A 14,427-nucleotide genomic window follows, 5' to 3' on the forward strand; every position below is an offset into this window, starting at 1 on the left:
ATGCTGGCGTATATTTTTCGGCGACTGCTGCTGATCATCCCGACGCTGCTCGGCATTTTGCTGATCAACTTCGTGATCATCCAGGCCGCCCCCGGCGGGCCGGTGGAGCAGATGATCGCCAAGCTCGAAGGTTTCGAAGGCGCCACCAGCCGCATTGCCGGCGGTGGTGCAGAGGTGTCGGTGGCCGGCTCGGCCTATCGTGGCGCCCAGGGTCTGGACCCCGCGCTGGTGAAAGAAATCGAGCACATGTATGGCTTCGACAAATCGGCGCCGGAACGTTTGTGGATCATGGTCAAGAACTACGCCACCCTGGATTTCGGCGACAGTTTCTTTCGCGACGCCAAGGTCATCGACCTGATCAAGGAAAAGATGCCGGTGTCGATCTCCCTCGGGCTGTGGAGCACGCTGATCATGTACCTGGTGTCGATCCCGCTGGGGATCGCCAAGGCCACGCGACATGGCAGTCACTTCGACGTCTGGACCAGTTCGGCGATCATCGTCGGTTACGCGATCCCGGCGTTCCTGTTCGCCATTCTGTTGATTGTGGTGTTCGCCGGCGGCAGCTATTTCGACTGGTTCCCGCTTCGGGGACTGACCTCGAACAACTTCGATGAACTGAGCATGGGCGGCAAGATTCTCGATTACTTCTGGCACCTGGCATTGCCGGTGACGGCGCTGGTGATCGGTAACTTCGCGACCATGACCCTGCTGACCAAAAACAGCTTCCTCGATGAAATCAACAAGCAGTACGTGGTCACCGCCAAGGCCAAGGGCCTGACCAATCACCGTGTGCTCTACGGCCACGTGTTCCGCAACGCCATGCTGCTGGTGATTGCCGGTTTCCCGTCGGCGTTCATCGGGATTTTCTTCACCGGTTCGTTGCTGGTGGAGGTGATTTTCTCCCTCGACGGACTGGGGCTGATGAGTTTCGAAGCCGCGATCAACCGTGATTACCCGGTGGTCTTCGGCACGTTGTTCATCTTCACCCTGCTGGGATTGGTGGTGAAACTGATCGGCGATCTGACGTACACCTTTGTCGATCCGCGTATCGACTTCGAAAGCCGGGAGCATTGAGATGAACCTGTCCCCTCTCAATCGCCGGCGTTTCGAACTGTTCAAGGCCAACAAGCGCGGCTGGTGGTCGCTGTGGCTGTTTCTCGTGCTGTTCGGCCTGAGCCTCGGTGCCGAGCTGATCGCCAACGACAAACCCTTGGTGGTGCATTACGACAACAGCTGGTACTTCCCGGCGCTCAAGCGTTACCCGGAGACTACGTTCGGCGGCGAATTCCCGCTGGAAGCCAACTACAAGAGCCCGTATATCCGCGAACTGCTCAAGGCCAAGGATGCGTGGGTGTTGTGGGCGCCGATTCCCTACAGCTACCAAAGCATCAACTACGACCTGAAAGTCCCGGCACCGGCGCCGCCGTCGACCGACAACCTGCTGGGCACGGACGATCAGGGCCGCGATGTGTTGGCGCGGGTGATTTACGGCTTCCGGATTTCGGTGCTGTTCGCGCTGACATTGACCATTCTCAGCTCGATCATCGGCGTGATTGCCGGTGCCTTGCAGGGTTTCTATGGCGGCTGGGTCGACCTGGCCGGGCAACGGTTCCTGGAGATCTGGTCCGGGTTGCCGGTGCTGTATCTGCTGATCATTCTCGCCAGCTTCGTCCAGCCGAACTTCTGGTGGCTGCTGGGGATCATGCTGCTGTTTTCGTGGATGAGCCTGGTGGACGTGGTTCGCGCCGAGTTCCTGCGCGGACGCAACCTCGAATACGTGCGCGCGGCCCGGGCGCTGGGGATGCAGAATGGTGCGATCATGTTCCGCCACATCTTGCCCAACGCGATGGTTTCGACCATGACCTTCATGCCGTTCATCCTGACCGGCGCCATCGGCACGCTGACGGCGCTGGACTTCCTGGGTTTCGGCTTGCCGCCGGGCGCGCCGTCGCTCGGTGAGCTGGTGGCCCAGGGCAAATCCAACCTGCAAGCGCCGTGGCTGGGCATGAGCGCGTTTGCAGTGCTGGCGTTGATGTTGAGTCTGCTGGTGTTCATCGGCGAGTCCGCTCGCGATGCCTTCGACCCGAGGAAGTGAAATGAATCAGGACAATCTGATCGAAGTGCGCGACCTGGCCGTCGAATTCGTCGTTGGCGAGCGCTGCCAGCGGGTGGTCGAAGGTGTCAGCTTCGACATCAAGCGCGGCGAGACCCTGGCGTTGGTGGGTGAAAGCGGTTCCGGCAAATCGGTGACCGCGCACTCGATCCTGCGCCTGCTGCCCTACCCGCTCGCCCGGCATCCGTCCGGCACCATCGAGTACTCCGGGCAAGACCTGCTGAGCCTGAAAGAGAAAACCATCCGCCACATCCGTGGCAACCGGATCGCGATGATCTTTCAGGAGCCGATGACTTCGCTCAATCCGCTGCACTCGATCGAGAAGCAGATCAACGAAGTTCTCAGCATCCACAAAGGTTTGATCGGCAAAGTCGCGACCAAACGCACGCTGGAACTGCTGGAAATGGTCGGCATTCCGGAGCCCGAGAAGCGCCTGAAAGCCCTGCCCCACGAATTGTCCGGCGGCCAGCGCCAGCGAGTGATGATCGCCATGGCCCTGGCCAACGAGCCGGAGCTGCTGATCGCAGACGAACCGACCACCGCGCTGGACGTGACCGTCCAGCTGAAAATCCTCGAATTGCTCAAGGAATTGCAGACCCGTCTGGGCATGGCATTGTTACTGATCAGTCACGATTTGAACCTTGTGCGAAGAATTGCGCATCGCGTATGTGTCATGCAGCGCGGTTGCATCGTCGAACAGGCATCGTGCGAAGAGTTGTTCCGCGCGCCGCAGCATCCGTACACTCGGGAACTGCTGGCAGCGGAGCCCAGCGGCAAACCGGCGACCAACGTAATTGGCCCGCCATTGCTTGCCGTCGAGGACCTGAAAGTCTGGTTCCCGATCAAGAAAGGCTTGCTGAAAAAGACCGTCGATCACATCAAAGCGGTGGACGGGATCAATTTCAGCCTGCCTCAGGGACAGACCCTGGGGATCGTGGGAGAAAGCGGTTCCGGCAAGTCGACACTCGGTTTGGCGATTTTGCGGTTGATTGGCAGCAAAGGTGCGATCCGTTTTGAAGGCAAGCAGCTAGACTGCCTGACGCAACAACAGGTTCGGCCGCTGCGTCGGGAGATGCAGGTGGTGTTTCAGGACCCGTTCGGCAGCCTGAGCCCGCGGATGTGCGTGAGCCAGATCGTTGGCGAAGGCCTGCGGATTCACAAGATGGGCACCGAGGCGGAACAGGAACAAGCGATTATTGCGGCACTCAGGGAGGTAGGTCTGGATCCGGAAACCCGGCACCGCTACCCCCACGAATTTTCCGGCGGGCAGCGGCAGAGAATCGCCATTGCCCGGGCATTAGTGCTAAAACCGGCGCTGATTCTGCTGGACGAGCCGACTTCGGCCCTCGACCGGACAGTGCAGCGCCAAGTGGTGGAGCTTTTGCGTTCACTGCAAACCAAGTACAACCTGACGTATCTGTTTATCAGCCATGACCTGGCTGTCGTCAAAGCGCTGAGCCACCAGCTGATGGTGGTCAAGCATGGCCAAGTGGTCGAACAGGGAGACGCGCAAAGTATCTTTGCCGCCCCCCAACATCCGTATACACAGCAGTTGCTGGAAGCCGCTTTTCTGGCACCAGCCACTGCGCAATAACCTGAAAGAGAGGAGCAACACATGGGTTTTCTCGCCGGTAAGCGCGTACTGATCGTCGGTGTCGCCAGCAAGCTGTCCATCGCATCCGGCATCGCTGCCGCCATGCATCGCGAGGGCGCTGAGCTTGCCTTCACTTATCAGAACGACAAACTCAAGGGTCGTGTCGAAGAGTTCGCACAAAGCTGGGGTTCCAACCCGGACCTGTGCTTCCCGTGCGACGTGGCCAGCGATGAAGAAATCGCCAAGGTTTTCGTTGAGCTGGGCAAGAAGTGGGATGGCCTGGATTGCATCGTGCACTCCGTTGGCTTCGCCCCGGGCGACCAACTGGACGGCGACTTCACCGAAGCCACCACCCGTGAAGGTTTCCGCATTGCTCACGACATCAGCGCCTACAGCTTCGTGGCCCTGGCCAAAGCTGGCCGCGAAATGATGAAAGGCCGCAATGGCAGCCTGCTGACCCTGTCGTACCTGGGTGCCGAGCGCACCATGCCTAACTACAACGTAATGGGCATGGCCAAGGCTTCGCTGGAAGCTGGCGTACGTTACCTGGCCGGCTCCCTGGGCCCGGACGGCACTCGCGTCAACTGCGTATCGGCTGGCCCGATCCGCACCCTCGCCGCTTCCGGCATCAAGAACTTCCGCAAGATGCTGGCCGCCAACGAAGCGCAAACCCCGCTGCGTCGCAACGTCACCATCGAAGAAGTCGGCAACGCCGGCGCCTTCCTGTGCTCGGACCTGGCGTCCGGCATCAGCGGTGAAATCATGTACGTGGACGGTGGTTTCAACACCACGGCCATGGGCAGCCTCGAAGAGTAATCTTCGACGGTAACGAAAAAACCCGCCTCTACAGGCGGGTTTTTTTGTGCCCGAAATTCCAGACCCCACCGCGATCCCTTGTAGGAGCTGGCTTGCCAGCGATAGCGGTCGTACAGCCAACATTTATAGTGAGACGGACATCGCCATCGCTGGCAAGCCAGCTCCTACAGGGATCATCTATTGGCTCAAGCAGTCGGCAAATAGCTGCTGGATTGGCTGCAAACGTTGGCTGTAGCGCTGCAACAGCACAATCTCGCGGTAGAACGTCAATTCGCCCAACCGGATGATCCGCACCTTCGCGCCATACTCAAGCCACAACCCGGCCTCAGGAAGCAACGACACACCCAATCCGCATTCAACCATTTTGACGATGGCTTCCAGTTCATCCAGTTCCAAAGCCACCTGCACATCAATCTGCTGCTCACGCAGGAACCGCGTCACCAGGCGTCCACCGAAGGAATTGCGGTCGTAGCGCACATGGGGATGGCTCGCGAGGATCTGCAACGGGTCATCACCCTCAAGCTCCGGCGGCACAATCAGCACAAACGGTTCCTTGCGAATGACCTGCGCCGACAACTCCTTGGGCAACTCGAACGGCGGCTTGATCAGGATGGCCAGATCAACCTCCCCGGTATCGACCTGGCTCAGCAAATTGAGCGAAACGCCCGGCACCAGTTTCGGTTCCAGCAACGGCGCTTGCTGGCGTAAGCGCAATAACGCCTGGGGCAGCAACCCGGTCTGGGCCGTGGCCACTGCGCCGATCTTCAACTCGCCGCGGTATTCGCTGACGTCATCGCTGACCGCCATGCGACTGAAGGTTTCCAGCATCTCCCGGGCCATCGGCAACGCCCGTTGCCCTGCCGCATTGAGAATCGCCTGACGCCCGGTGCGATCGAACAAACGAATGCCCAACGCCTGTTCCAGATTGCGCATCTGCGCGCTGACTGCCGACTGCGTCAGGCCGATGTGCATGCCGGCGGCGGCGAATGTGCCGTAGCGTGTAACAGCGATGAAGGTTTTCAGTTCACGCAGCATGACGGTCTCGATTGATCGAAATAATTTGAGCTCGATGCAAAAACTATCGTCTTTCAATCGAAAAGAACAGCGCTAAACTCCACCTCAACCACCGTCAATCTGCGAGGCACAGCGATGCAACTCTCCCCTTTTCACTTGGCAATCCCGGTATATGACCTCGCGGCAGCCCGGACTTTTTACCGTGACGTCTTCGGCCTGGAGGAAGGCCGGTCCAGCGACCATTGGGTCGACTTCAACTTCTTCGGCCACCAGTTGGTGATTCACCTGGCGCCCAAAAACGCCTCACAGGAAGCGGCGCATACAAACGCCGTGGACGGGCATAACGTACCGGTGCCGCATTTTGGCATGGTGCTGGGGATGGATGAGTGGGAGGGTTTGGCTGAACGGCTGAAGGCGCTTGAAACACGATTCGTGATCGAACCGGGCATTCGGTTTCAGGGGTTGGTTGGTGAACAGGCGACGATGTTTTTGTTCGATCCTTGCGGTAACGCGCTGGAGTTCAAAGCGTTCAAGGATATCGGGCAGCTGTTTGCCAAGTGAAGATATGGGTGATTTTGAGGGCCTCATCGCCGGCAAGCCGGTCTCGCTCCCACAAGGATTTGTGCCGGATGCAGGTTTTGTATTCTGCGAAGATCCACTGTGGGAGCGAGCCCGCTCGCGATGAGGCCCGCTCATACACCACCGAAATTCCAGCCTACCGATGCAACGCCCTCTCCGCTTCAATCAGCAGTTCATCGATCGAGTGATGCAGATTAATGTCGTACTCAACCTGACCAATGCTGAAACGAATGTCATAACCGCGACGCATCGTGGCATTGCGCTCGTCGAGGATTTCTTCGAGTCGCGCCTTGATCGCACTCAGCTCGACGGCGCTTGAACCGGTCAACAAGGCCACAAACTCGTCGTCGCCGAGCCGGCCAATCACATCGTTTTCGCGAAAGGCGATGCGCAGCACGTCGGCAAAGGTTTTCAGCGCGTCATCACCTTCGGCGCGACCGTACAAATAGTTGATGTGCTTGAAATTATCGAGATCGAAAAACAGCAGCGTGGCCGGCTTTTCCAGTTGCTGACAGGCGTCCAGCCCCAGTTGGGCCAGTGTCGTGAAGCCGTGACGGTTGGACAGCAGCGTCAACTCATCCATGCTCGCCATCTGCACACCAATCACTTCCTGCTCGGCTTTACGGGCCTGATCACGCAGCAATTGACGCGCTTGCTGGGGCGACAGCAACGGGTCTGCGTTAGCGCCGTGTTTTACCGGTTTGCCTGGGTTCAGCATGACTCACTCCATTGGCGGGTATGTTCTTTAGAGTGGTCCATACCCGGTTTGACTCCCGGTTAACGGACCGTCGGTCAACTGCCCACCACCGGACAAGGCCCTCCGGCCTCGGCCCAGCGCTTGAATTGAGTGACGAAGATATCGTGCGGCACCGGCACCGGCGCTCGCCCTTCACCCGGATTCCAGCCCCACAGCACCAGTTTGTCGTCGCTGACATGCTTGATCAGCGCGGCGAAATCCCGGTCGCCATTACTGGAGCGGTCCTTGATCATTGCGCACAATTTGTCGGCCGGCAGCCCGATCCAGGCCATTTTGTGCGCCGCAGGCGGCAGGCTCCAGTGCGGTGCACCCGGCGGCGCATGCGGGCCGTAACTGGCCGGCGGATTGCTGTCGGCGTGGCAGGTGGCGCACGGCAAACCGGCCGCGCCCTTGCCGTCCATGCCGCGTACGACGTTCATCGCGTGGGGCGTTCCGGCATCGAACTGCAACGGTGAATCACCCGGGATATGGCAGTTCTGGCAGCGCGGGTTCTGAAACACCTTCTGCACGGTATCGAAAGCCTTCAACGCTTCCCTATCCTCTGAGAACAGGTCCGTGGCGTAGATCGTCAGGAGGATCAGCACCACTGCGCCCAGAATCAGATGTCGCCTCATCTCACACCCCCGACAGTTGCAAGGGCAGTTCGCGCAACCGTTGCCCGGTCAGGGCAAACACTGCGTTGGCCACCGCTGGCGCCGTGGGCGGCACGCCAGCCTCACCGATGCCGCCGGGTTTGTCGGTGCTGGGCACGATATGCACTTCAACCAGCGGCATTTCGTTCAGGCGCAGTACCTGATAGTCGTGGTAATTGGACTGCACCACCTGCCCATTCTTGAAGGTCAGTTTGCTGTGCAGGGTAAAGCCGAGGCCGAAGGTGATGGCCGACTCCATTTGCGCCGCGATGCTCATCGGGTTGACCGCAATGCCGCAGTCCACCGCGCACACCACCCGGTGCACGCGGATCTTCAGGTTGTCCTGGGACACCTCCGCAACCTGCGCAACGTAGCTGCCGAACGACTCATGCACCGCGACACCCAGTGCATGCCCATCCGGCAATGGCGCTGTCCAATTGGCCTTCTCGACCGCCAGGTTCAACACACCAAGATGCCGCGCATGGTCTTTGAGCAAGGTTCGCCGGTACTCCACCGGGTCCTTGCCTGCCGCTTCGGCCAGCTCATCGATCAGCGACTCCATCACGAACGCCGTGTGGGTGTGCCCGACCGAACGCAACCACAACACGGTGATGCCGGTTTTCGGCGAATGCAGTTCCACTTGATGATCGGCCAAGCCCTCGATGTAAGGGCTGTCGACAACGCCTTCGACCGACGTTTTGTCGATACCGTCCTTGACCATGGTGGCCGCAAACGCTGTGCCGTCCATGATCGACTGCCCGACCATCACGTGCTTCCACGCCATCGGCATTCCACTGGCATCCAGGCCGATACGCGCCTGATGCAGGAACGCCGAGCGGTAATAGCCGCCACGAATGTCGTCCTCACGCGACCAGACCGTTTTCACCGGACCGCCCGCCGCCTTCGCGACCTCCACCGCCTCAGCGACAAAGTCCGAAGTCGGGTTGGCCCGCCGGCCGAAACCGCCGCCCAAGAACTCGGTATGAATCTCGACCTGCTCGGGTTTGAGCCCGGTGATTTTTCCCGCGATCATCTGATCCAGCGTCTGGAACTGCGTACCGGTCCAGATTTCGCATTTGTCCTGGGTGATTTTCACCGTGCAATTGAGCGGTTCCATCGGTGCATGAGCCAGGTACGGCACGCTGTACTCGACGTCAATCGCCTTCGCTGCCTTGCGCAAAGCGCCCTGTGCATCCCCGGCCTTGCTGGCCGACGTGCCTGGCGTGGCGGCGAGTTTGCGAAAGCTCTCCAGCAGATGTTGGCTGTCGAGCCCGGTGTTCGGCCCCAGATCCCAATCGACCTTCAGCGCATCGCGCCCCAGTTTCGCCGCCCAGTAATGATCGGCAATCACCGCGACGCCCGTCGGCACCTGCACCACTTTGTGCACGCCCGGGATCTCCAGCGCTTGCGCGCCTTCAAAGGATTTGACGCTGCCACCGAACACCGGCGCACGGGCAACCATCGCGGTCATGAGTCCGTCGAACTGCACGTCCATCCCGAATTTGGCTCGCCCGGTGATTTTCTCCGGTGTGTCCAGGCGTTTGGTCGGTTTGCCGATGACCTTCCAGTCTTTCGCCTCCTTGAACTTGATCGACGCCGGGTCCGGTGCCAGCAGCTTGCCCGCGTCATCGGCCAGTTCGCCGTACGTGGCGCGGTGGTCGCCGGCAATGACCACACCCGACTCGGTGCGAATTTCCGAAGGCGCGACATTGAAGCGCTTGGCGGCGGCTTCGATCAGCATCAACCGCGCCGCCGCGCCCGCCTGACGGTAACGATCGAACTCCATCCAGGTCGAGGTCGAACCGCCAGTGATTTGCATCCCACCAAACCCGGGCAGACCATAGTCGGCGGCCGACGCCGGGGCGTGTTCGACGCGGATTTTCGACCAGTCGGCGTCCAGCTCTTCGGCGATCAGCATGGTCAGGCCGGTCCAGATGCCCTGGCCCATTTCAGAATGGCCGAGCAGCACGGTGACGCTGTTGTCGTTACCGATTCGTAAAAATGCATTCGGTGCAAAGACCTTGCCCTGATTCTCGGCACCCATGGCAAAACGGTGGGCGCCGGGGATGATAAAGGCGATCACCAGCCCACCGCCCAGCACTGCGCTGCCCTTGAGAAAACCTCGGCGCGATAACGGATTGATGCTGTTCATGGCGCATGACTCCCGTCAACCGATGTCGGCGGCGCGTTTGACCGCGGCACGAATCCTCGGGTAGGTGCCGCAGCGGCAGATGTTGCCGGAGAGCGCCTGGTCGATGTCGCTGTCGGTGGGCTTGGGGATCTTCGCCAGCAGCGCCGCCGCCGACATGATCTGCCCGGACTGGCAGTAGCCGCACTGGACCACATCGAGTTCGGCCCAGGCTTGTTGTACCGGGTGCGAACCGTCGGTGGACAGGCCTTCAATGGTGAGGATTTTTTGCCCATGGGCCACTGCCGTGGCGGGCGTGATGCAGGAGCGCAGCGGCGCCCCGTCGACATGCACGGTGCAAGCGCCGCACTGGGCCATGCCGCAACCGAATTTGGTGCCGGTCAGGTGCGCGACATCGCGCAGGACCCAAAGCAGCGGCATGTCCGCAGGGACATCCAGTGCCTGATCCTTGCCATTGATGTTGAGGGTCAGCATGGCGAATTCCTCAGACTCACGGCCCATGTAGGAGCGAAGCTTGCTCGCGAAGGCGGTGTATCAGACGACTTCCATGTCAAATGACACGGCCCCTTCGCGAGCAAGCTTCGCTCCTACAGGTAGCGCTGTTTGGGTTATCCCTATAGCTAAGCGCAAATTGCCGGGCGAGACCGGTTCATCGACCACCGGTACTCTCAAAACCACCTCAAACCTGTAGGAGCCGGCTTGCTGGCGAAGGCGGCAGTATGGCCACTTCAGCTTCGCCAGCAAGCCGGCTCCTACAGGTTGCGTCGGGGCTTAGAAATCGGTGGACACCGACACTTCGCGCCAGGCCTGCAACTCACCGGCGACATAGGCGTTCTTGGCTTCGATCGCCGCGACGCAGTCACTGCCCAGCGGCAGGCGCAGCGGTGCTTTTTGCGCTTCCACCAGAGTGATCATGACCTGGGCCAGTTTGTCCGGATCACCAGGCTGATTCAGGGTCACGGCCTTGGCAATCTTGCGTACTTCGCCCGCAGTGCCGTCGTAGTCGGCAATCGAGGACGGCGATTCGACCAGCGAATTGCCTTCGAGAAACTCCGTGCGGAAATAGCCCGGTTCAACGATGGTGACCTTGACGCCCAGCGGCTCCAGCTCGGCATGCAGCGCTTCACTCAAGCCTTCGACGGCGAATTTGGTCGAGCAGTAAACACCGAATCCCGCCCCGGATCTGTACCCCCCAACCGATGACAGGTTGATCACATGCCCGCTGCGAGCGGCGCGCATGTGCGGCAGGACGGCACGAGTGACGTTCAACAAACCGAAGACATTGGTTTCGTACACGCGGCGTACTTCATCGGCAGTGGCTTCTTCTACTGCGCCGAGCAAACCGAAACCGGCGTTGTTGACCAGCACGTCGATGCGTCCGAAGTGCTCGATGGCGGCTTTTGCGACCGCAACGCTTTGCGCTTCGTCAGTGACGTCGAGGGTGACGGCCAGCAAACCGGGTTGATCGCCAAAACGCTGGGTGATGCTGTTGGCATCGCGGGCGGTGGCAACCACCGCGTCACCGTTGCCCAGCGCAGCGGCGGCGATTTTTGCGCCGATACCGCGAGAAGCGCCTGTGATGAGCCAGATACGTTTGAAGTTATTGGAGGTGGTCATGAGCGTGTTCCTTGTGTGCAGTGGGGGTAGGCACAAGGTACGCAGGAAGATTGCCCGGAAAAATGCCCTCGTGTTACAAGCACTATGAAACGCTCTTTCATAATGGCACCGCGATGAATCACGATCCTTTCGATGGCTTGACCGAGTTTCTGGCGGTGGCCGAGCACAAGAGTTTCACCCTCGCCGCGACGCGGTTGGCGGTCACCCCCACGGCTGTCAGCCACGCGATCAAATTGCTCGAGCGGCGTACGGGCGTGTTGCTGTTCCAGCGCACCACGCGCCGGGTGGCGTTGACTGAAGCCGGGGCCAGCCTGTTTGCGCGGTTGCGGCCTGCGGCCAGTGAAATCGATGAAGCGCTGGCGGTGCTCAGCGGCTTTCGCGATCAGCCCATGGGCACGCTGCGCCTCACTGCACCGAGGCTGTCGGGGGCCTTGTTGATGGAGCCGCTGATTCCGCTGTTTCGCGAGGCTTATCCGCAAGTCACCCTCGACATCTCCCTCGATGACGCGACGGTGGACCTGATGGCTGGCGGTTTCGATGCCGGGATCCGCCTGGGCGAGTCCATCGAAAAAGACATGGTCGCGGTGCGCCTCACGCCGGATCTGCAATGGTCGGTGGTGGGTGCGCCGGAGTACTTCGCCAAGGCAGGCAAACCGGCCAGCCCTGAGGACCTGACCCATCATCAATGCATCGGCTTTCGCTTTTCGACCTCGGGAAGCGCACACCGCTGGGAGTTTCGCCGCGAGGGGCGCGATTTTACGGTGGGTGTCGAGGGCGGCGTGATCGTCAATGACCGAAGGTTGCTGGTGGCGGCCGCCCGTAGCGGTTCGGGCCTGGCGTATGCCTGCGATCTGGAAATCGCCGATGAGTTGGCGGACGGCCGACTGGAGCGGGTGCTGCAACCGTTCGTGCCACTGAGTTCGGCGCTGTACCTGTATTTCCCCAGCAGAACCCAGACTCAACCGAAGTTGCGCGCCTTTATCGACCTGGCCACTCGCTGGATCGCCGAACAGGGTGGTCTGGGACGAGGCTAGAGCCTCGGTACAAACAAAATGCCGGTCTGATGCCTCAAACCGCTGCGGCAACCAAGCCTTTGCCCATCCGATGCTGGGCCAGCAGGCGCATGACATAGCCAATCTTGATCAAGGTAGGCCCGATGATGGTCATGGCATGCATCGCGACCAACACCACGATCGGCAGGTGTCCGGCGTAGAGATAAGCGCCGTAGATGCCTGCCAGCAACAGCGCCAGGCCCGCGCCCAACATGTTGCTAGACAGGTGCAAGACATTCTGAGGATTGCTGAAGTAAGCGAACATATTTCCGTACTCCCGAATCAGACCAGTTGTACGTTTGTTACTTCAGGTTTCGTGCCAGTTTTTTAAGCTATAAAAATCAACACGCTGCGACGAAGGCAGTCAATTTGACCTGAAGCCATAACAGTCAATACGACTACGGCAAGAGTCAATTTGACTTCACCAAGGCCTTCTGCCTGTCCATACACCCTAAAAGCAAACCAATATCATTTGCACGCAGCCAAACCTTTTGTTTTAATCGCGACCAATTCTTATTTGCACCAACGGCGCCTGTCGCCCATGGATATCTGTTCACGATGATGGTCGCCGATTCTTCCAGCGTTCAGAACCTCTACGTCACGCATCACCGCTGGCTGCATGAGCTGCTGCGCCGGCGCTTGAGCAATGCGTTCGATGCTGCCGACCTGGCCCATGACACCTTTATCCGCGTGCTCAAGCGCCCTCAAGTGTTCGATTGCGAAAGTCGCGAGCGCTCCTACCTGGCGACCATTGCCCGTGGCTTGTGCATCGATCACTGGCGCCGTCGACAGCTGGAACAGGCGTGGCTGGAAACGCTGGCTGCACGCCCGCAGGCGGTTCAACCGTCGCCGGAGCAACAGGCAATCATCGTCGAGACCTTGTATGAAGTGGACGCCATGCTGCTGCGCCTGCCAAAGAATGTGCGCGACGCGTTCATCCTGGCCCAGTTGCATGGCCTACCCTACCGCGCCATCGCCGAAGAAATCGGTGTGTGCGAACGCATGGTGAAAAAGTACCTGGCACAGGCGCTGATGCACTGCGCGATGCTTGAGGCCGAACTCGATGGCCTGTTGATCGAGTAGCGCCATGCCCGCCGCCACTTCCAACTCGATCAGCCATGCCAGCCTCGAACAAGCGGCGCAATGGTATGTGCAACTCAACGATCAGCATGTCGGCGATCAGGAACGTCAGCGCTGGCAAGCTTGGCTGGCGCAAAGTGGCGATCATCAGGCGGCCTGGCGTTATGTCGAGCGTGTTGGCCAACGCTTTGCCGCGCTGCAAGATGATCACCCGCAGGCCGCCGGTCTTGTGCTGCGTAATACCGCGCGCTCGCCGATCAGCCGTCGGCAGACAGTCAAGAGCCTGCTCATTCTCGCATCGGGCGGGCTACTGGGCTGGAACGCCTGGCGGGAATCTTCGCTGCCGGACGCTCTGGGCCGATGGACCGCCGATCTTTCTACGGGCACCGGCGAAACCCGGGAAAGCCTCCTCAGTGACGGCAGCCGCATCTGGCTCAACGCCCTCAGCGCGCTGAATGTGCGTTTCGACACCACGCAACGCTTGCTGCTGTTGAATGCCGGGGAAGTGTTGATTGATACCGCCAAGGACAGCAGCCGAGCCTTTCTGGTGCAAACCACCGAAGGCCGGATGCGCGCGCTCGGCACTCGTTTCAGCGTGCGCCAGGAACAACAGCGGACATTGCTGAACGTCTATGAAGGCGCGGTCGAAGTTCGAACCACGGCGGGCCAGGTGCAGGTGGTCGAGGCCGGACGACAATTGGCGTTCACGCAAAACCACACGCCGCCTTCCACCGAAGCAGCGGCGGGCCGCGAAGCCTGGCGCCGTGGTCTGTTGCTGGCGGACAACCTGCCGCTGGGGCAGTTGATCGAAGAATTGAGCCGCTACCGACCGGGGCATCTGGCGTGCGACCCGGCCATCGCCGGTTTGCCGGTGATGGGCTCGTTTCCGCTCAAGGACACCGATCAAGCCTTGCGCCTGCTGGAAGCGGCGCTACCGATACGCGTCGAAAAAACCATGGACTGGTGGGTCAACGTCGCGCCAAAAGCGTGAACCAAAAACATTTCAACGCCACAGTTCCCTTTT

Annotated in this window: 15 protein-coding genes; 8 read left to right on the top strand and 7 right to left on the bottom strand. The window is 60.1% G+C overall.

Annotated features, from left to right (window positions below):
- Genes KGB27_RS12375 through fabI form a run of 4 tightly spaced genes read left to right on the top strand, consistent with a single transcriptional unit; the run spans nt 1 to nt 4,523 of the window.
- Nucleotides 1–1,074: a microcin C ABC transporter permease YejB gene (locus KGB27_RS12375; protein WP_008028636.1), complete on the top strand. Its 1,074-nt coding sequence runs from the start codon at nt 1–3 to the stop codon at nt 1,072–1,074.
- A 1-nt stretch (nt 1,075) separates the two neighbouring features.
- Nucleotides 1,076–2,095 carry an ABC transporter permease gene (locus tag KGB27_RS12380; protein ID WP_008028637.1) on the top strand — a complete coding sequence of 340 codons (1,020 nt, stop codon included), beginning with the start codon at nt 1,076–1,078 and terminating at the stop codon, nt 2,093–2,095.
- Nucleotide 2,096: 1 nt separating this feature from the next.
- Nucleotides 2,097–3,707, top strand: coding sequence for an ABC transporter ATP-binding protein (locus KGB27_RS12385; protein WP_008038249.1), 1,611 nt, complete (start codon nt 2,097–2,099; stop codon nt 3,705–3,707).
- Nucleotides 3,708–3,728: 21 nt separating this feature from the next.
- Nucleotides 3,729–4,523 carry an enoyl-ACP reductase FabI gene (gene fabI, locus KGB27_RS12390; RefSeq protein WP_008028639.1) on the top strand — a complete coding sequence of 265 codons (795 nt, stop codon included), beginning with the start codon at nt 3,729–3,731 and terminating at the stop codon, nt 4,521–4,523.
- A gap of 177 nt (nt 4,524–4,700) precedes the next feature.
- On the opposite strand, the gene KGB27_RS12395 is transcribed toward fabI, so the two are convergent.
- Nucleotides 4,701–5,558 carry a LysR family transcriptional regulator gene (locus tag KGB27_RS12395; RefSeq protein ID WP_223554663.1) on the bottom strand — a complete coding sequence of 286 codons (858 nt, stop codon included), beginning with the start codon at nt 5,556–5,558 and terminating at the stop codon, nt 4,701–4,703.
- 114 nt (nt 5,559–5,672) lie between these two features.
- Between KGB27_RS12395 and KGB27_RS12400 the strand changes: the two genes are divergently transcribed.
- Nucleotides 5,673–6,098, top strand: a complete 426-nt coding sequence (locus KGB27_RS12400; RefSeq protein WP_223554665.1) for a VOC family protein — start codon at nt 5,673–5,675, stop codon at nt 6,096–6,098.
- 154 nt (nt 6,099–6,252) lie between these two features.
- Here the strand turns inward: KGB27_RS12400 and KGB27_RS12405 are convergent, their stop codons facing one another.
- From KGB27_RS12405 to KGB27_RS12425, 5 genes are all read right to left on the bottom strand, one after another.
- Nucleotides 6,253–6,834 carry a GGDEF domain-containing protein gene (locus KGB27_RS12405; protein ID WP_223554666.1) on the bottom strand — a complete coding sequence of 194 codons (582 nt, stop codon included), beginning with the start codon at nt 6,832–6,834 and terminating at the stop codon, nt 6,253–6,255.
- Nucleotides 6,835–6,908: 74 nt separating this feature from the next.
- Nucleotides 6,909–7,487: a hypothetical protein gene (locus tag KGB27_RS12410; protein WP_223414497.1), complete on the bottom strand. Its 579-nt coding sequence runs from the start codon at nt 7,485–7,487 to the stop codon at nt 6,909–6,911.
- A gap of 1 nt (nt 7,488) precedes the next feature.
- The gene (locus tag KGB27_RS12415) at nt 7,489–9,657 is read right to left on the bottom strand and encodes a xanthine dehydrogenase family protein molybdopterin-binding subunit (protein WP_223554668.1); all 2,169 of its coding nucleotides are present in this window, start codon (nt 9,655–9,657) and stop codon (nt 7,489–7,491) included.
- 15 nt (nt 9,658–9,672) lie between these two features.
- Entirely contained in the window at nt 9,673–10,128 is a 456-nt protein-coding gene (locus KGB27_RS12420) for a (2Fe-2S)-binding protein (RefSeq protein ID WP_008038243.1), read from the bottom strand.
- A 297-nt stretch (nt 10,129–10,425) separates the two neighbouring features.
- Nucleotides 10,426–11,271, bottom strand: coding sequence for an oxidoreductase (locus tag KGB27_RS12425; RefSeq protein ID WP_223554670.1), 846 nt, complete (start codon nt 11,269–11,271; stop codon nt 10,426–10,428).
- 113 nt (nt 11,272–11,384) lie between these two features.
- Between KGB27_RS12425 and KGB27_RS12430 the strand changes: the two genes are divergently transcribed.
- Entirely contained in the window at nt 11,385–12,305 is a 921-nt protein-coding gene (locus tag KGB27_RS12430; RefSeq protein ID WP_223554672.1) for a LysR family transcriptional regulator, read from the top strand.
- Nucleotides 12,306–12,339: 34 nt separating this feature from the next.
- On the opposite strand, the gene KGB27_RS12435 is transcribed toward KGB27_RS12430, so the two are convergent.
- Nucleotides 12,340–12,588, bottom strand: coding sequence for a hypothetical protein (locus KGB27_RS12435; RefSeq protein ID WP_008038240.1), 249 nt, complete (start codon nt 12,586–12,588; stop codon nt 12,340–12,342).
- A gap of 293 nt (nt 12,589–12,881) precedes the next feature.
- Between KGB27_RS12435 and KGB27_RS12440 the strand changes: the two genes are divergently transcribed.
- Entirely contained in the window at nt 12,882–13,406 is a 525-nt protein-coding gene (locus KGB27_RS12440; RefSeq protein WP_008038238.1) for a sigma-70 family RNA polymerase sigma factor, read from the top strand.
- 4 nt (nt 13,407–13,410) lie between these two features.
- The gene (locus KGB27_RS12445; RefSeq protein ID WP_223554674.1) at nt 13,411–14,394 is read left to right on the top strand and encodes a FecR domain-containing protein; all 984 of its coding nucleotides are present in this window, start codon (nt 13,411–13,413) and stop codon (nt 14,392–14,394) included.
- Nucleotides 14,395–14,427: the final 33 nt, after the last annotated feature.

It is taken from the genome of Pseudomonas sp. BF-R-01 (assembly GCF_019946615.1).
GTDB lineage: Bacteria > Pseudomonadota > Gammaproteobacteria > Pseudomonadales > Pseudomonadaceae > Aquipseudomonas > Aquipseudomonas migulae.